Origin of the sequence: Emticicia sp. SJ17W-69, assembly GCF_051209875.1 — a bacterium.
In the GTDB taxonomy this organism is placed as follows: domain Bacteria; phylum Bacteroidota; class Bacteroidia; order Cytophagales; family Spirosomataceae; genus Emticicia.
Map to the genome: position 1 here is coordinate 5,234,727 of NZ_JBNTQY010000001.1, position 17,418 is coordinate 5,252,144.

11 protein-coding genes, 1 tRNA gene and 1 pseudogene are annotated in these 17,418 nt (G+C 36.8%); 12 read left to right on the forward strand and 1 reads right to left on the reverse strand.

Annotated elements, in window-relative coordinates; translation table 11 throughout:
• Positions 1 to 142 precede the first annotated feature (142 nt).
• Positions 143 to 1,660: a glycoside hydrolase gene (locus tag ACQUQZ_RS21480; protein WP_435357147.1), complete on the forward strand. Its 1,518-nt coding sequence runs from the start codon at positions 143 to 145 to the stop codon at positions 1,658 to 1,660.
• A gap of 202 nt (positions 1,661 to 1,862) precedes the next feature.
• Here ACQUQZ_RS21480 and ACQUQZ_RS21485 read toward each other — a convergent pair whose 3' ends face one another.
• Positions 1,863 to 3,149: an amidohydrolase gene (locus tag ACQUQZ_RS21485; RefSeq protein ID WP_435357148.1), complete on the reverse strand. Its 1,287-nt coding sequence runs from the start codon at positions 3,147 to 3,149 to the stop codon at positions 1,863 to 1,865.
• 174 nt (positions 3,150 to 3,323) lie between these two features.
• On the opposite strand from ACQUQZ_RS21485, the gene ACQUQZ_RS21490 reads away from it, so the two are divergent.
• The 11 genes and pseudogenes from ACQUQZ_RS21490 to ACQUQZ_RS21540 all read left to right on the forward strand — a co-directional run bounded on the left by ACQUQZ_RS21490 (position 3,324) and on the right by ACQUQZ_RS21540 (position 17,410).
• Positions 3,324 to 3,941: an inorganic pyrophosphatase gene (locus tag ACQUQZ_RS21490; protein WP_435357149.1), complete on the forward strand. Its 618-nt coding sequence runs from the start codon at positions 3,324 to 3,326 to the stop codon at positions 3,939 to 3,941.
• 200 nt (positions 3,942 to 4,141) lie between these two features.
• Complete coding sequence (locus ACQUQZ_RS21495) at positions 4,142 to 5,659, forward strand: pseudouridine synthase (protein ID WP_435357150.1); 1,518 nt, start codon at positions 4,142 to 4,144, stop codon at positions 5,657 to 5,659.
• Positions 5,660 to 5,951: 292 nt separating this feature from the next.
• Positions 5,952 to 6,776, forward strand: a complete 825-nt coding sequence (locus ACQUQZ_RS21500; RefSeq protein ID WP_435357151.1) for a phosphosulfolactate synthase — start codon at positions 5,952 to 5,954, stop codon at positions 6,774 to 6,776.
• An 88-nt stretch (positions 6,777 to 6,864) separates the two neighbouring features.
• Positions 6,865 to 7,227 (forward strand): annotated as a pseudogene (locus ACQUQZ_RS21505) (four helix bundle protein).
• A gap of 54 nt (positions 7,228 to 7,281) precedes the next feature.
• Entirely contained in the window at positions 7,282 to 7,944 is a 663-nt protein-coding gene (locus ACQUQZ_RS21510) for a VTT domain-containing protein (protein ID WP_435357152.1), read from the forward strand.
• Positions 7,928 to 8,419, forward strand: a complete 492-nt coding sequence (locus ACQUQZ_RS21515; protein ID WP_435357153.1) for a PPC domain-containing DNA-binding protein — start codon at positions 7,928 to 7,930, stop codon at positions 8,417 to 8,419. Before ACQUQZ_RS21510 ends, ACQUQZ_RS21515 begins: the two co-directional genes overlap by 17 nt.
• 93 nt (positions 8,420 to 8,512) lie before the next feature.
• On the forward strand, positions 8,513 to 10,852 hold the full coding sequence (locus ACQUQZ_RS21520) for a glycoside hydrolase family 20 protein (protein ID WP_435357154.1): 2,340 nt from the start codon (positions 8,513 to 8,515) through the stop codon (positions 10,850 to 10,852).
• Between the two features lie 40 nt (positions 10,853 to 10,892).
• Positions 10,893 to 10,964: transfer RNA gene (locus tag ACQUQZ_RS21525), tRNA-Arg, on the forward strand.
• 252 nt (positions 10,965 to 11,216) lie between these two features.
• Entirely contained in the window at positions 11,217 to 12,665 is a 1,449-nt protein-coding gene (locus ACQUQZ_RS21530; RefSeq protein ID WP_435357155.1) for a c-type cytochrome domain-containing protein, read from the forward strand.
• A gap of 25 nt (positions 12,666 to 12,690) precedes the next feature.
• The gene (locus tag ACQUQZ_RS21535) at positions 12,691 to 15,930 is read left to right on the forward strand and encodes a DUF1553 domain-containing protein (RefSeq protein ID WP_435357156.1); all 3,240 of its coding nucleotides are present in this window, start codon (positions 12,691 to 12,693) and stop codon (positions 15,928 to 15,930) included.
• Between the two features lies 1 nt (position 15,931).
• The gene (locus tag ACQUQZ_RS21540) at positions 15,932 to 17,410 is read left to right on the forward strand and encodes a DUF1501 domain-containing protein (RefSeq protein ID WP_435357157.1); all 1,479 of its coding nucleotides are present in this window, start codon (positions 15,932 to 15,934) and stop codon (positions 17,408 to 17,410) included.
• Positions 17,411 to 17,418: the final 8 nt, after the last annotated feature.

A 17,418-nucleotide genomic window follows, 5' to 3' on the forward strand; every position in this document is an offset into this window, starting at 1 on the left:
ATAGCTTATCTAAGTATAAACACAACTTTTCAGAAGAGAGTTTCTTTTCTTTGAAGAAATATTGAGTTGGAAGAATTGAAAATTAATATTGATATTTTGCTTATCATTGCAAACTAATTCTAAGACTCAAGCCTTATAAAAAATGAAGAAAATAGTACTCTTTCTGTTATTGATTTGTAAAGTTAGTTTGGGACAAAAACTAAAAATTGACACAAAAACCACTTTTCAAACCATTCATAGTTTTGGAGCTTCTGATTGTTGGTCAATGCAAATGGTTGGTGAAAACTACCCTATTGAAAAAAGACAAAAAATAGCTGATTTATTATTTAGCAAGCAATTGGACAAGGCAGGCAATCCTAAAGGAATTGGGCTTTCGATGTGGCGTTTTAACATCGGTGCGGGAAGTACAGAACAAGGCATTGAAAGTAAAATAACAAATGAATGGCGTAGAGCTGAATGTTTTTTAGAAAATGGAAAATATAACTGGAATAAGCAACGTGGTCAACAATGGTTTTTGGAAGCTGCCAAACGAAATGGCGTAGATTTTACCTTAGGTTTCTTGAATTCTGCACCAGTTTCTATGACAAAAAATGGATTGGCAATTGGTAGTGGTAAATTGGGCGAATGGAATTTTGATAAAACCAAAATTGATGTATTTACAGATTTTATGACAGAAGTATCAGCAAAATTGAAATTTGATTACATCAGTCCATTTAACGAACCGCAGTGGGATTGGGGACCTAAATCAAAATCGGGATTTGGTTCACAGGAAGGAACACCTATCAATAATGATGATTTGGCTTGGGCAGTTCGGAAATTAGACTCGAAAATGAACGAACGAAAACTAAGTACCAAAGTTGTCATCAGCGAAGCTGCTCAGATTGATTATTTGTACAAATCGAAGAGCAACCGAAGTGATGTTGGACAAGACAATCAGATTGAAAGTTTCTTTTCGGAATCAAGCAAAAATTATGTTGGCAACTTAAATTCAGTAGAAAAATTGATTTGCGGGCATAGCTATTTTACTACTTCTCCAAGCAATGAGTTAATCAACAAACGTCAAGATTTATCAGAAAAAATTCAGCAACAAAAACTCAACTATTGGCAATCAGAATATTGTGTTTTGGGAGATAATGCTGGCGAAATAGAAGGTGGAGGACAAGATTTAGATATGAAAACCGCCTTATACGTAGCCAAAGTTATTCATGCCGATTTGACTTATGCTAATGCTTCGGCGTGGCATTGGTGGCTTTCGGTGAGTGCCAATGATTATAAAGATGGTCTAATTTATGTCTCAAATAATGGCGTAAAAGGAGAAAATGATAGTAATAAATTTGATGGCGAAATTTATGATTCAAAACTTCTTTGGGCATTTGGTAATTTTTCAAGATTTGTCAGACCAAAAATGCAGCGAATAAAAATCGAAACCGATAATAAAGATTTGATGGTTTCGGCTTATAAAAGTTCAAAACAGTTGGTGGTAGTGATTATAAACCCTGCTCAAAATCAGCGAATTGAACTGCCAATTTTTACAAAAAATCAAGTAATTGATAGCTATACCACATCAAAAGATAAGAATTTGGCTCATAGTCAAATCAAAGGGACAAATATTGAAATACCTGCTGAGGCGGTGGTTACTTTGGTGATGGGGATGAAGTAAGAAGTTGTTTTTTAAAGACACAAAAGTTTGTAAAATACTATCTGTTTGACTTTTCTGAAGTCAGAAACAAAATAAGGTATTTTTTTACTACAAATGTTTGATTTCTAATAAATCTAAGACATCGACATCAGAGATGTCAAACATTTGTAGTAAACAGTTGCAATAAGGCGTTTACAACTTTGGAGAAGTCGCACAAAAACCTCTACTTCTTCTCAAAATAATCAACTGTCAAATGGCAGAGAGCTTTTACGCCGAGACCTAAACCACTATCGTCAATAAAGAAATCGGGCGTATGATGCGGAGCTGCAATGGTGCTTCCGATAGGTTTTCCACCCAAAAAGAAGAAAAATGCAGGTACTTTTTTGCCAAAGAAGCTAAAATCTTCTGCACCAGTGGCAAGAGGAGCTGATAATACATTATCTTTTCCTGCCAAAGCTGTCAGCGTTGGTGCCATTTTCTCAGTTAAAGTTGGGTCATTATATGTTACTGGTACACCAATATTGATTTTCAAATCAGCAGTTGCACCTGCACTTTCAGCAATGTTAGTCGCAATTTCTTCCATTCTTCTGTGAATCAATTTTTGTTGAGGTTCGCTAAAAGTTCTTATTGTCCCAATCATCGTTGCCTCTTCTGGAATAATATTGCTTCTAATTCCAGCATTAAACGCTCCAACTGTAACAATCGCTGGATTTTCAGTAATGTCCACATTTCTGCTGATAATCGTTTGGTAAGCCATGACAATTTGAGAACCTGTCACAATCGGGTCAATACCACTCCACGGACTCGCTCCATGCGTTTGTTTACCTTTAATTTTTAATGTATAAGTATCGGCAGCAGCCATTTCGGGCCCTGAGCGAAAACGAATTTTTCCAACTTCCGTCAAAGAATTAATATGTAAACCAAAAGCTACATCTACTTTTGGATTTTCCATAACGCCTTGCTTAATCATTAAGGCTGCACCGCCTTCTTCACCCGCTGGGGCTCCTTCTTCAGCAGGCTGAAAACAAAACTTTACTGTTCCTGCTAAATCATTTTTCATAGATGAAAGCACCTCAGCAACACCCATCAAAATGGCCACATGTGTATCATGTCCACAAGCGTGCATGACGCCTGTTTTTTGGTTGTTATATTCCGTCACTACATTCGATTTAAAAGCTAACTCTCCTCTTTCAGTAACTGGCAGTGCGTCCATATCAGCTCTTAACAATACAACTGGACCAGGCTTTCCACCTTTCAATACTCCAACCACGCCCGTATAGGCAACTTTTTCTTGTACCTCAATACCCAAAGATTTTAAATGTGCTGCAATTTTTTCAGCAGTTTTGAATTCACGATTACCCAATTCTGGATTTTGGTGAATATCTCTTCGCCAAGCAATGACTTTTTGGTCGATTGATTCGGTTTTTGAATTTATTTTTGATTTCAACGAGCTTTGCCCAAAAGTATAAATACTTGATAATAAGAGCATTAAAAACAGGATTCTTTTCATTTTTTTAAGATTTGGTGATGAAAAATTATTTTAGAATGTATGCGGTCAGATTTTTTTTCAAACATAACGATTCTACTCATAGCTTTAAAATACTTCTCTGTTTTTTCCTGCATTTATTTTGCATTTGCCAAATCATTCTGAATTGTGTTTATTTGTCAAAAAATAAAATTTGATATGAAACCAGTTTACAAAGCACACCCTTGGCATGGAATTCCAGTTGGCGATAAAGCCCCTGAAAGAGTTACAGTTTTTATTGAAATTGTAGCTTCTGATACGATTAAATATGAAGTAGATAAAGAATCAGGGTATTTGAAAATCGACCGACCGCAAAAATATTCAAATATAATTCCTTCACTTTATGGTTTTATTCCACAAACTTATTGTGGTGAAGAAGTAGCCAAATTGGCTCGTGAACGTGGTTCCGAAAAAGTCCAAGAAGGTGATGGTGACCCATTAGATATTTGTGTGCTTTCGAGTCATCATATTCCTCACGGAGATATTTTATTGCAAGCTATTCCAATTGGTGGACTTTGTTTACTCGACAAAGGTGAAGCCGATGATAAAATCATTGCTGTTTTGGTAGATGACCCAATTTATCAAAAATTTGCTGATATTACTGAACTTCCAGATGCCATTCTTACTCGTTTGAAACATTATTTCTTGACCTACAAGAGTTTGCCAGATGAGAAAAATGCCATCGAAATATCGAATGTTTATGGCAGAGAAGATGCTCACGAAGTAATCCGTAAATCAATGATGGATTACCGTGATTTGATTTTCAAGCCAATATAAAGCATAAAATCTGTAAGGATTGAAACGGTTCAACGATTCGCAATCTTTACGGTTTTCTTATGACGAACCCATGAAATATAAAACCTGTAAGGATTGAAAGAATCCTTGCAGGTTTTTTTATATCACAAATTTATTTTTCGTAACTTTGCATCTGATAATCAAGTGTTTATATTAATTACAGCAGTGATGCTGAAAATCCAATGAGGAATTCAGATTCGGGAAGACCACCAAGACCAAGAAAAGAGGCAACAAATAAAACCTCTTCTTCAAGCAAAAAACCATTTAGCACAGATCGTGCATCCTATCCAAATCAAAGAAGAGAAGACGACAGAAAACCGTTCGGTGAGAAAAAACCGTTCTCGAATGACAGACCTTTTCAAAAAAGAGACGATGATAGAAAACCGTTCGGGGAGAAAAAACCGTTCTCGAATGACAGACCTTTTCAAAAAAGAGACGACGATAGAAAACAGTTCGGTGAGAAAAAACCTTTTAGCAACGACAGACCTTTTCAAAAAAGAGACGACGATAGAAAACCGTTCGGGGAGAAAAAACCTTTTAGCAACGACAGACCTTTTCAAAAAAGAGACGACGATAGAAAGCCGTTCGGGGAGAAAAAACCTTTTAGCAACGACAGACCTTTTCAAAAAAGAGACGACGATAGAAAACCGTTCGGGGAGAAAAAACCTTTTAGCAACGACAGACCTTTTCAGAGAAGAGACGACGATAGAAAACCATTCGGAGAAAAATCTAAAAGTTTTTCAGACGAAAAGCCAGCTCATCCATTCAAAAAACGAGATGAAAGTGGTAGAGCAACCTCTAATGACCGAAAAAATGCTTATTCGGCCGATAAACCTCGTTTCCAAAAAAATGAGCCTTTTAAGCCAAAAGAAAATCAAGCAACTTCTTCACGAATCAATGCCCCTGATTATGATGAAGAAAAACTCAGAAGCAAACTTCCCGAAAAAGTACAGAAAAAACTTTTGAAAGAAGAAAAAACTTCCTCTCCTAATGATACTATTAGACTCAATCGCTATATCTCTAATGCAGGAATTGCTTCACGTCGTGATGCTGATGAATTGATTGCTTCGGGGCAAATTACGGTAAATGGCAAGGAAATTACAGAAATGGGCTACAAAGTAAAACCCGATGATGTAGTTAAGTATGGCAAAAAGATTTTGAATCGTGAAAAATTAGTTTATTTATTATTGAATAAACCTAAAGATTTTATCACAACTACCGAGGATCCAGACGAGCGTCGTACAGTAATGGATTTGGTAAAAAATGCTTGTCCAGAGCGAATCTACCCTGTTGGTCGTTTAGATAGAAATACGACAGGTTTGTTGCTTTTGACAAATGACGGAGAATTGGCAGAAAAACTCTCGCACCCTTCAAACGAAATTAAGAAAATTTATCAAGCTGAATTAGATAAGCCTATTAGTATTGAAGATTTTGAAGCAATAAGTAACGGGATAGAGTTGGAAGATGGTTTTATTAAACCTGATGAATTGGCCTTAGTTACACCTGATGCAGAAGTAGTAGGAATTAAAATTCATAGTGGCAAAAACCGCATTGTACGTCGAATTTTTGAAAGTTTAGGCTATGAGGTAATGAAACTCGACCGCACCACTTATGCTGGTCTTGACAAAAAAGACCTTCCTCGTGGCAAATGGCGTTTCTTGACCGAAAAAGAAGTAATTCGCTTGAAATATATGATATAATAATGATGAATTATGAATGGTAAACGATAATTATTGAGCTAAAAATGCTTAATTTACTATAATGGTTTCATAAAAAATCTGTGGGAGTTTCTCACAGATTTTTTTGTTTTTACAAAAAAATACTCATAATTAACTGATAATAAGTAACTTGGCTATACAACATTCATCATTAGCCATTCATCATTTATTATTTCTCATTATTTTTACCATTTTTCATTCGCTATTACATCACACTCCCTAACACAAAATTTATTATCTTTGCCCTTGATTCAAATAAAAGATAAAGTAGATGATGAATTATAGCTTAAACCACGTACCAAAGCGTTCAATCAAACCTCGTGAGTCTGGCCTAACGATGGTAATGGATAAAGGTCTCAGTATCAGAGAAGTAGAAGATATGCTTGATATTTCTGCTCCTCATATTGATATCGTAAAACTTGGCTGGGCAACTTCGTACGTAACTCCAAACTTGAAAGATAAAGTCAAAGTATATCAAAATGCTGGTATTCCGCTCTATTTTGGTGGAACATTGTTTGAAGCATTTGTTGCTCGTGACCAATTTGAAGATTATTTAAGAGTTTTAGACCAATACAATCTCGAACACGCCGAAGTTTCGGATGGTTCTATCGAAATCCCAAGTGATGAAAAGTGTGAATATATTCGTCGCCTTTCTTCACGTGTAAAAGTATTGTCAGAAGTAGGTTCTAAAGATGCTGAAAAGATTTTCGCTCCATATAAATGGATTGAGATGATGCAATCAGAACTTGATGCAGGTGCTTGGAAAGTAATCGGTGAAGCCCGTGAAGGTGGAAATGTGGGACTTTTTCGTAGCAGTGGAGAAGTGCGTCAGGGTTTAGTTGATGAAATTATTCATGCGATTCCTGCCGAAAAAATCATCTGGGAAGCTCCACAAAAATCTCAACAAGTTTACTTCGTAAAATTAGTTGGCACCAACGTAAATCTCGGAAATATTGCTCCAAACGAAGTAATTCCATTGGAAACCATTCGTTTGGGTTTACGTGGCGATACTTTTGCTAATTTCTTGCCAGAAAAAACAAAAAAACGTTTCAAACTCGGTAAATACAGCGGAGATAAGCGTATCATTCAGGAAGAGTGATACGAGTTCTGAATTCTGAGTTTAGAGTTCTGAGTGGTTATACTAAGTTTTCTTTTACTGCTTTTTATGAAAAAATACTGAAAGTATTATTGAGCAAAAATCGTTTAGATTTGCAGTAAGAATTATCAACTTATATAAGTTTTTACAAGATACAAAGAAAGAATTCGTAATGTCAAAGCAAATATTGCGTAGCGGAACCGCAATAGGCTCTAATGTAAATGAAGCACTTTCCTCGGAATCGACCTCAGATTTTATTCATAAATAAAGTATTTCTGCCAAAGAGGTTAGAGAAACATCTTATTGGCTAAAGTTATTACAAGAAACGCAATTTATTGATTCAGATGCCTTTGATTCTATCCATAATGAATGCTTAGAACTACTAAAAATATTAAATAGCATTATCTTAACAAGTAAACAAAAACAAGAGGAAAAGAAAAAGGAATCCGAGTAAAACGCTTTAGCGAACACACTCAGAACTCAGAACTCAGAACTCAGAACTCTCAACATGGAATTTATACACTTTCTTTTAGACTTTCTCAAAGACCCATTGACTACCTTGCAATGGTTTTTGACTGAATATGACAAACTCACTTACGCCATTTTGTTTTTGATAATTTTTGTCGAAACAGGGCTTATTGTAATGCCTTTATTACCAGGCGATTCATTGCTTTTTGCAGTGGGTTTATTGGCATCTACCACTGGCAAATTAGATATTGCTTTTGTCATTCCATTATTGATTTTAGCTGCCTTATTAGGCGATAATGTCAATTATTTTGTTGGAAAAAACTTCAGTAATTTCATCAAATCACGTGAAAAAATTCTTTTTCTTAAACGTGAATATATTACTCAAACAGAAGCATTCTATGAAAAACACGGTGGAAAGGCAGTGATTATTGCTCGTTTTATGCCAATCATTCGTACTATTGCTCCTTTTGTAGCTGGTACAGGAAGCATGAAATACCCAAAATATATTACTTTTTGTCTAATAGGTGCTACCCTGTGGGTAACAAGTATTACTCTTTTAGGATACTTTTTAGGTTCTAATGAGTGGGTGAAAGAAAATTTTGAAAAAGTCGTTTTAGGAATCGTACTTGTTTCAGTACTTCCAATGATTTTTGGTATAATCAAAGCAAAATTCTTTCCATCAAAAAATGAGAATATTGCTTAAAATATTCGTAATTAGTTTTTTTGCTATGAATACACTTGCTCAAAAACCAAATGTTTCAACTACCAAAAGCATCGCTTTTAGGTTGAAGCCAAACGAAGATTTGAAGCAAGGATTACAACATTATATTGACCAAAATGACATTTCAGCAGCCTGCATCTTAACATGTGTAGGTAGTTTGACTTCTGTAAATATTCGATACGCCAACCAAGAAAAATACGAGATGCTGAAAGGGCATTTCGAGATAGTTTCCTTGGTTGGCGTTTTATCAAAAAATGGCTCGCACATCCATATTTCAGTGAGTGATTCTACTGGAAAAACCATTGGCGGGCATTTAGGAGATAACAGCCACATTTATACAACTGCCGAAATTGTATTGGGAATAATGCCTCATTATGATTTTGTTCGTGAAACTGACCCAACTTTTGGCTACAAAGAACTAATGGTTCGCCCTCGTAAAAGCAAGAAAAAAAACTGATTTTGGCATTTCTTCTAATAAATCTTGCAAATATTCGTTGAAAAAACGTACTTCGTTATCCAAAAAAATAATAAACCCTTCAACAACTATACCATGAAGAAAATTATTGGCTTACTCAGCCTCATTGCCTTCTCATTTTTAAGTTTTGCTCAAAACAAGTATGCAATTATTCCAAAACCAACACAATTAGTCACTTCAAACGGCGAATTTTTAGTCAATGCTCAAACAAAAATTTTAATTCCTAACAATACTCCTGAAATTCGACCTTTAGCAGAAATGCTCGCTGAACGATTTTTAGTAACTTCAGGAATGGCTCTCAGCATTGAAGCATTTGAGCCAACAAGTTTTACTTCAATTAAAAATAAAAATATTGTTTTTGCACCTTTAAGTAATAAGAATGGTGAACAAAAGTTGGGTGAAGAAGATTATACCTTAAAAGTAGAAACCAATGGCATTTTACTTTCTGCAGCTACTAGTAAAGGCGATTTTTATGCGTTACAAAGTCTTTTACAACTACTTCCATCACAAATTTTTAGTAGTTCGCTCGAAAGTTCGGTTAGATGGGCTGTCCCAAATTGTACTATTTTTGACCACCCTCGCTATTCTTATCGGGGTATGATGCTTGATGTAGGTCGTCACTTTTTTCCTATTTCCTTCGTCAAAAAATACATTGATTTGCTGGCCATGCACAAAATGAATACTTTTCATTGGCATTTAACCGATGATCAAGGTTGGAGAATTGAGATAAAAAAATATCCAAAATTGACCGAAATTGGTTCAAAACGTAAAGAAACCATGAAAGGTCACTATGATGAACATCAATTTGATGGAAAACCTTATGGCGGATTTTATACACAAGAGCAAATTGCTGAAGTAATAAAATATGCTCAAAAAAAATATGTAACTATTATTCCAGAAATAGAAATGCCTGGCCATGCGATGGCAGCTTTAGCGGCTTATCCTGAATTAGGTTGCTCAAAAGGGCCTTATGAAGTTGGCACAAAATGGGGTGTTTATGACGACGTTTTCTGTCCAAGCGAACAAACATTCTCATTCTTAGAAGATGTTTTGACAGAGGTAATTGCCTTATTCCCAAGCAATTATATTCATATTGGCGGAGATGAATGTCCGAAAGTTTCATGGAAAAACAGTCAGTTTTGTCAGGATTTGATGAAAAAAGAAGGTTTGAAAGATGAACATGAATTACAGAGTTATTTTGTAAAAAGAATAGATAAGTTTTTGACTTCAAAAGGCAAAAAAATGATTGGCTGGGACGAGATTTTGGAAGGTGGAATTTCACCAAACGCAACCATTATGTCGTGGCGAGGGATAGAGGGTGGAATTGATGCCGTCAAACAAAACCATGATGCCATTATGACTCCAGGAGCATATTGTTACATAGACCACTATCAATCAGTAGACCCAAGTTCTGAACCTCAAGCAATTGGCGGATATTTACCTTTAGAAAAAGTTTATTCTTATGACCCAACTCCTAGTGGTTTAACACCCGAACAAGCCAAACACATTTTGGGTGTTCAGGCAAATCTTTGGACAGAGTATATTCCAAGCACCGAACAAGCCGAATATATGGCGTATCCAAGAGCATCAGCTTTGGCAGAAGTAGCGTGGACAGCCAATAGTGCAAAAGACTACAAAGATTTTGCGACTCGGTTAAAAACTCATTTCGAACGTTTGAGATATTTAGCTGTAAATTTTGCCAAGAGTTATTATGACATTTCGGCAACGTCATCAATTAATGTCAAAGGTCAAGCTATAATAAAACTCCAATCTACTGATAATCAAACAATTATCCGTTATACAACTGATGGCTCGACACCTACAGAAAAATCTTTAGTTTATCAATCGACTGGCATTGTTGCTACGCAAGATGCAATCATTAGGGCGGCAGCATTTTCGCCAAAAGGAGAGAAATTAGGCAAAGATTTGAATAAATACTTTTACATAAACAAAGCCACTGGGCGAAAATATACTCTTGAGAGTCAGCCCAAAAACTATACTGGTGGCGAAACTTTTGGCTTAACGAATGGAGTAAAAGGTGAAGAGGAAAACTTAGCAACTTGGGTCGGTTTTGAAGGAAAAGATTTAGATGTGACGATTGATTTAGGAAAAATAAGTGACCTAAATAAAGTAAGTTTTGCCTTCTTACGGTCGAGTTCGTCATGGATTATGTTGCCAAGAGAAGTGGAAGTTTTGATTTCAAATGATGGTAAGAAATTTACCTCTGTGAAAAAAATGTCATTGGGCAATATTGATGCTGAAGAAAGAGCCATACAACAATTGAGCATAGCAGCTAATGGCCAAAAAGGGCGTTATGTGAAAGTTATAGCAAAAAATTATGGTAATTTACCTGACAAACATCCTGGTAAAGGCTATCCAGCTTGGTTATTTGTTGATGAAATAGGCGTAGAATGATGCTTTAAAATATTTTCTGTGTAAATTTGCATAGAAAAAAGGTTTCGTAGTTCAACGGATAGAATAAGCGTTTCCTAAACGTTTGATTCGGGTTCGATTCCCGACGAGACCACAACTATATTAATCAAATGTTTCCAAAACGTTTGATTTGGTCGGATTTGCGGACAACTTCGATTCCAGACAAAACCACTGAAAATTAGTAAAATACTCTTTCAATCAAAAGTCAGGCATATCGCTTGACTTTTTTGTTAGTATTTCACTCTAAGCAACATATTCTCTCAACTATTGATAAAATTGAGTGTTTGAGTTATTTCCAATAAAATATTTTAATTAATTTTAAAAAAAATACTTCGGAAAAAGAAAAATGCTTCCAACTGAATTCATTGGCCACTTACACCCACTCATTGTTCATTTGCCCATTGGCATTCTGATTTTTGCTTATGTAATGATGATTTTGCAGCAATTCAGAAAAATCGAAATGAACGCTGCCATTGATTTAGCTCTACTTTTAGGAACTTTCTCATCAATAATTGCTTGCATAGCAGGCTGGTTTTTAGCTCAATCTGGTGATTATGAAACTGATGCTATTTTCAAGCACCAATGGACGAGTATCGGTACCGCTATTCTCGGAATATTAGCCTATTTTTTCAAAAACTATCGCAGGATTTTAGCAACCGCAACTATCATTTGTTTGACGATAGCAGGGCATTTTGGAGGAAATCTCACGCATGGAGAGGATTATCTTTTTGCTTCTCAAAACAAAGTTTCGACCACAATAGATAGTACACAAATGGCTTCTTTTGATATTCTTGATACCACAAAAGCAAATATTCAAGTTACTGCACGAAAATCATTTATATATCGGGATAAGATTGTTCCGATTCTGAAAACGAAGTGTTATAATTGCCACTCCGCCAGCAAAAAGAAAAGTGGTTTACGCTTAGATTCGGAAGATTTTATAAAAAAAGGTGGCAAAAATGGACTTATTGTTAGCGTTGGGAATCCAAACAAAAGCACCTTATTTACACACTTAATTTTACCCGAAGACGATGACAAACACATGCCACCAAAAGGTAAAACGCAACTTACTAGAAACGAGATTTCGTCCATTTATTCTTGGATAAAAAAGGGAGCATCGTTTGTAGAAGAAATTGAGAATGTTTCAGACGAAAATATCTCGGTTCAGACCCCTAATTTAGTCATTCCCAATACACAAATTACATCTGAAATAATTACTAATATTCCAACTATCGAAAATGAATCCATCAAAATTAACGAATCAAAATTACTGACGAAAAACGTTGAGACAGTTAACTCCACTGTTCTTGAAAAATTAAAACAACAACATATTAGAGTTGCTTATTTGGGAAATGGCTCAAATTATATTGCAGCCAATTTTGTGAATGTCAGAAATTATCAACCTTCTTTATTGGCTGACTTAGAAAACATTAATAATCAGCTCTTTAGCCTAAGATTAAGTAATCAGCCAATCAATGATGACGCCGTAAAAAAAATCACTAACTTTAAAAATCTATCAAGGTTAAATCTCGAAAATACGGATATTTCAGATGTAGGTTTAGAATATTTAAAAGCTTTACCCAATCTCGAACAACTCAATTTATACGGCACAAATATCACCGATAAAGGGTTGGAGGCTTTGTCAAAATATCCCAATCTAAAAGTGGTATATTTATGGCAAACTAAAGTAAGTAAATCGGGAATCGAACAATTGAAAAGAACATTACCAAAATTACAAATCGAAACAGGCGAATTTCAGTTTGCAAAGCCCGATACGAATAAACATATCAAATAAGACATTTAAAAGCAAGAGGTCATTCATGAAAAAATCCTTACTATTACTTATTGCTTGTATTTATTTATGGTCATTCAAACCGAATGGGCATCAGCTTGCTGACCTTTCAAAATTGCCCGAAGATGTGGCAATTGCCTATAAGAACTTACCCGCTAACATAGATTATAACTTTCATGTCAAGCCGATTTTATCGGATAAATGCTTTGCTTGTCATGGGCCAGATAAAGCCAAACAAAAAGCAGGTTTACGCTTAGATTTTGCCGAAACCGCTTATGCACAACTACCTGATAGTCCAGGAAAGGTGGCCATTTCTCCACGAAACTTAAAGAAAAGTGAGGTTTTTCATAGAATCCTATCTACCGACCCAACTTATGTGATGCCTACACCAAAATCTCATTTGAGTTTATCGGCTCACGAAAAAGCAGTCATTATCAAATGGATTGAAAACGGAGCTGTTTATCAACCACATTGGGCATTTGTAAAACCACAAAAAAGGGTTATTCCTTCTCTTAAAAATACCCTTACTTTTTCGCCCATTAATCAAATTGATCATTTCATTTTTAGTCGTTTAGAACAAGAAGGTTTGCCTGTATCGAAAGAAGCTTCCAGAGAAATCTTATTGCGTCGTCTATCTTTTGATTTGACTGGTTTGCCACCAACTTTAGAAGAAATTGATACTTTTTTGAGCGATAATAGCCCCAACGCTTACGAAAAACAAGTTGACAGGCTGCTCTCTTCACCGCATTATGGCGAAAAAATGGCCACCGATTGGCTCGATTTAGCACGCTTTGCCGATTCACATGGCTATACCGTTGACCGCCTTCGGGATATGTCTCCCTACCGAGATTGGGTCATTCGAGCTTTCAATGAAAATATGCCTTATAGCAATTTTATCCACCAACAACTGGCAGGAGATTTGCTTCCTTCACCCACAAAAGATATGCTCATCGCTACTGCTTTCAATCGAAATCACCCGCAAAATTTGGAAGGAGGCATTGTGGAAGAAGAGTTTCAGACCGAATACGTCATGGACAGAACCAATACGTTTGGTGATGCTTTCTTGGCGATGTCGGTTGGTTGTGCCAGATGCCATGACCACAAATATGACCCTATTTCACAGAAAAACTATTACGAATTATTCAGCTTTTTCAATAATGTAAGAGAAGCAGGGCAAATTTCGTGGAATGATGACCTTCCCACCCCTACCCTACTTTTGCCGACTGCTGAGCAAGAAAAAGTCATTAATTATATTAACAATGCCATCAATCAGCAAGAGCAAAAAGTTATCGAAACTCAAAATTTGGCCTCGGCAGATTTTGAAAAATGGATACAAAATAATGAATATAAAACACTGATAAACAACTCTTTACCACAAATTGGTCTGCAAGGGTTTTATACTTTTGAAGATTCTCTTAGAAACAGTATCAACCCCAAACAATCGGGCGTGATGCGTCGTGATGCTGGAACGCTTGATAAACCTACTTTTGAAAAAACCTTGAAAGGACAAGTCTTGCTCTTAGATGGCGATGTGTATGCCGATTTAAAAGACGTAGGTCTTTTCCGAAAATCAGAGGCTTTTACAGTTGGAATGTGGGCGTATATACCAAAAGAAATGAAAGATGGAGTGATTTTTCATAAAAGTAACGCCGAACGTCTGTATAATTTCAAGGGCTACCATCTTTTTCTACGAAACAATAAATTAGAAATCACGATGGCTCACACCGCTCCTTCAAATGCAATAACAAAATTGAGTTTGAAAGACGCCCCTCGTGAAAAATGGCTGCATTTGAGCATGACTTACGATGGTTCGGCCAAAGCAAATGGTTTCAAATTATATCTCGATGGTGAAGAAATGGCTATGGAAACCGTCATTGACCAATTATATAAAGACATTATTTTTTATTCAAAATCAGAGCCTGCTTTGCAGATTGGAGGTTGGTGGCGTGGCTTAGGTTTTAAAGGAGGAAAAGTTGATGATGCTGTAGTTTACAATCGAGCATTGACACCTTTTGAAGTAAAAATCTTAGCAAAAAAGGGTGATTGGAGCAGTATTTCCAATAAATCAGAAAGTGAATTAAACGCACAAGAAAAAACGATTTTGAAAGAATATTATTTCTCAGCCATCAATCCCGCTATTTTATTAGCAAAAAAAGAGTTACGAAAACTACGAACAACTTTATCTGATTCAAGTGAAAAAATTGCCGAAATAATGGTCATGCAAGAAATGCCTAAACCTAAAATCACGCACTTGCTTCATCGAGGGCAATACGATGCCTTGGGCGAAGAGGTAAAACCAAATACGCCTAAAGATATTCTTGCGTTTCCTGTCGACTTACCTAAAAATAGACTTGGTTTGGCTCAATGGCTTACTGATGAAAATAACCCGCTCACCGCAAGAGTAGCGGTGAACCGAATTTGGCAAAATTTCTTCGGCATAGGCATTGTGAAAACAACCGAAGATTTTGGCAATCAAGGCGAAATGCCGAGCCACCCCGAATTACTCGATTGGTTGGCTGTTAATTTTCAAGAAGATTGGGATGTAAAAAAACTCAACAAACTCATTGTGATGTCGGCCACGTATCGACAAGATTCAAAAGCTACCAAAGAAGTACGTGAGCGTGACCCCGAAAACCGCTTACTTTCGCATGGGCCAAGTAATCGACTTTCAGCCGAAATGGTGCGTGATAATGCACTGGCAGTGAGTGGTTTGATTAACAAAAAAATTGGTGGTAAAAGCGTAAAACCTTATCAACCCGATGGACTTTGGGAAATCAATAACACGCATTATACGCAAGATTCAAGCGATGCCATTTATCGCCGTAGCCTTTATGTGCTTGTTAAACGTTCGGTGCCGAATCCAACTTTGGGTACATTCGATGCTCCTTCTCGCAGCTATTGCGTAGTTCGCCGACAAAAGACCAATACACCTTTGCAAGCCCTCGTTACGCTCAACGACCCAACTTTTATCGAAGCAGCAAAAGTGATGGGAGAAAGTATGACCAAGCAAGTTGACATTCGAAAAGCGATTATTGATATTTACCGAAAATTAACCGGTAAAACACCATCTGAACAAGAGCTAAACTTGCTTTTATCGCTACAAAAAGCTGAATATGAACAATTTAAGCAAAATCTAGATAAAACTAAAGGTTGGCTAAAAACGGGACTTTCTAAAATTGACCCGACTTTAGAAGCTGCCGCAGTAGCCGCAAATGCAGTTGTAGCAAGTACGATTTTGAACTCAGACGCAACCATTACCAAACGATAAAATGGCACATCACCACGATACATTCAAACTTCATTCCCCTGAGTTTTCGACTTTAAATCGAAAATTGGATAGACGTGATTTTTTGCTTCGCACAGCCTCTGGTTTAGGTGCAATGGCCTTGGGAAGTTTGATTAGCTCAAACGCAAAAGGCAACACCCTCGAACAGCAAATAATGAGTGCTTTACCGAGTATTGCCCCGAAAGCCAAACGAGTCGTTTATTTGTTTATGAGTGGTGGACCTTCTCAATTTGAAACTTTCGACTATAAACCCAAACTCAGCAATATGTTTGGGCAAGGATTGCCCGATTCGGTGCGAAAAGGACAAAGACTTACGGGTATGAGTGCCAATCAAGCAGTTTTGCCGCTCGTCCCATCGGCTTATAAATTTAATCAGTATGGAAAAAGCAAAACTTGGGTAAGCGATTTACTGCCTTACACTTCACAAGTAGTTGACGATTTGTGCATTGTAAAATCTATGTTTACCGAGCAAATCAACCATGACCCCGCCATAACATTTTTCCAAACTGGGCATCAGCTTCCTGGCCGCCCTTCGATTGGCTCTTGGATGAGTTATGGACTGGGTTCTGAAAATCAAAATTTACCTGCGTTTATTGTTTTGGTTTCAAAAGATGCTTCAAAAGACCAGCCACTATATGCTCGTCTGTGGGGAAATGGCTTTTTACCTTCTGAGCATCAAGGGGTGCAATTTCGTTCGGGAAAAGACCCCGTTTTATTTCTTAATAATCCAGAAGGGTATGATGGAAAAGACCGCCAACAAATGTTAGAATATCTGACGAAACTCAACCAATTACAAAACGAAACTTGGGGCGACCCCGAAGTAGATGCTCGAATCGCCCAATACGAAATGGCGTATCGCATGCAAACGTCTGTTCCAGAAGTAATGGATACCTCGAAAGAGCCAGATGAAGTTTTTGAACTTTATGGCGAAGGTAGCCGAGACAAAGGAACTTATGCCGCAAATTGCCTTTTAGCTCGAAAATTGCTCGAAAAAGATGTAAGATTTGTGCAACTTTATCACCAAGGTTGGGACCATCACGGTTCGTTACCCAAAGGAATGGCTCACCAATGCAAACAAACCGATAGAGCCACAGCAGCTTTGATTATTGATTTAAAAAGACGAGGTTTACTAGAAGATACTTTGGTAGTTTGGGGCGGAGAATTTGGCCGAACAGTTTACTCACAAGGCAAACTCACCAAAGACGATTACGGTCGTGACCATCACCCAAGGTGCTTTACTATGTGGATGGCGGGGGCTGGCGTAAAATCGGGCATCAGCTACGGAGAAACCGATGATTTTAGCTATAACATCATCAAAAATCCAGTTCATGTACACGATTTTCAAGCGACTTTATTGCATCTCATGGGAATCGACCACGAACAACTAACTTATAAATATCAAGGTCGTCGTTTTCGTTTAACCGATGTACATGGGCAGGTTATTAAAGGAATTTTATCGTAAATTTGTGT

What these genes read in the sequence shown, in the direction of transcription:
- ACQUQZ_RS21490 (WP_435357149.1), top strand. Translation starts at nt 3,324, where the DNA reads ATGAAACCAGTTTACAAAGCACACCCTTGGCATGGAATTCCAGTTGGC.
- ACQUQZ_RS21515 (WP_435357153.1), top strand. Translation starts at nt 7,928, where the DNA reads ATGAGAATATTGCTTAAAATATTCGTAATTAGTTTTTTTGCTATGAAT.
- ACQUQZ_RS21485 (WP_435357148.1), bottom strand. Translation starts at nt 3,149, where the DNA reads ATGAAAAGAATCCTGTTTTTAATGCTCTTATTATCAAGTATTTATACT.
- ACQUQZ_RS21540 (WP_435357157.1), top strand. Translation starts at nt 15,932, where the DNA reads ATGGCACATCACCACGATACATTCAAACTTCATTCCCCTGAGTTTTCG.
- ACQUQZ_RS21480 (WP_435357147.1), top strand. Translation starts at nt 143, where the DNA reads ATGAAGAAAATAGTACTCTTTCTGTTATTGATTTGTAAAGTTAGTTTG.
- ACQUQZ_RS21495 (WP_435357150.1), top strand. Translation starts at nt 4,142, where the DNA reads ATGAGGAATTCAGATTCGGGAAGACCACCAAGACCAAGAAAAGAGGCA.
- ACQUQZ_RS21530 (WP_435357155.1), top strand. Translation starts at nt 11,217, where the DNA reads ATGCTTCCAACTGAATTCATTGGCCACTTACACCCACTCATTGTTCAT.
- ACQUQZ_RS21500 (WP_435357151.1), top strand. Translation starts at nt 5,952, where the DNA reads ATGAATTATAGCTTAAACCACGTACCAAAGCGTTCAATCAAACCTCGT.
- ACQUQZ_RS21520 (WP_435357154.1), top strand. Translation starts at nt 8,513, where the DNA reads ATGAAGAAAATTATTGGCTTACTCAGCCTCATTGCCTTCTCATTTTTA.
- ACQUQZ_RS21535 (WP_435357156.1), top strand. Translation starts at nt 12,691, where the DNA reads ATGAAAAAATCCTTACTATTACTTATTGCTTGTATTTATTTATGGTCA.
- ACQUQZ_RS21510 (WP_435357152.1), top strand. Translation starts at nt 7,282, where the DNA reads ATGGAATTTATACACTTTCTTTTAGACTTTCTCAAAGACCCATTGACT.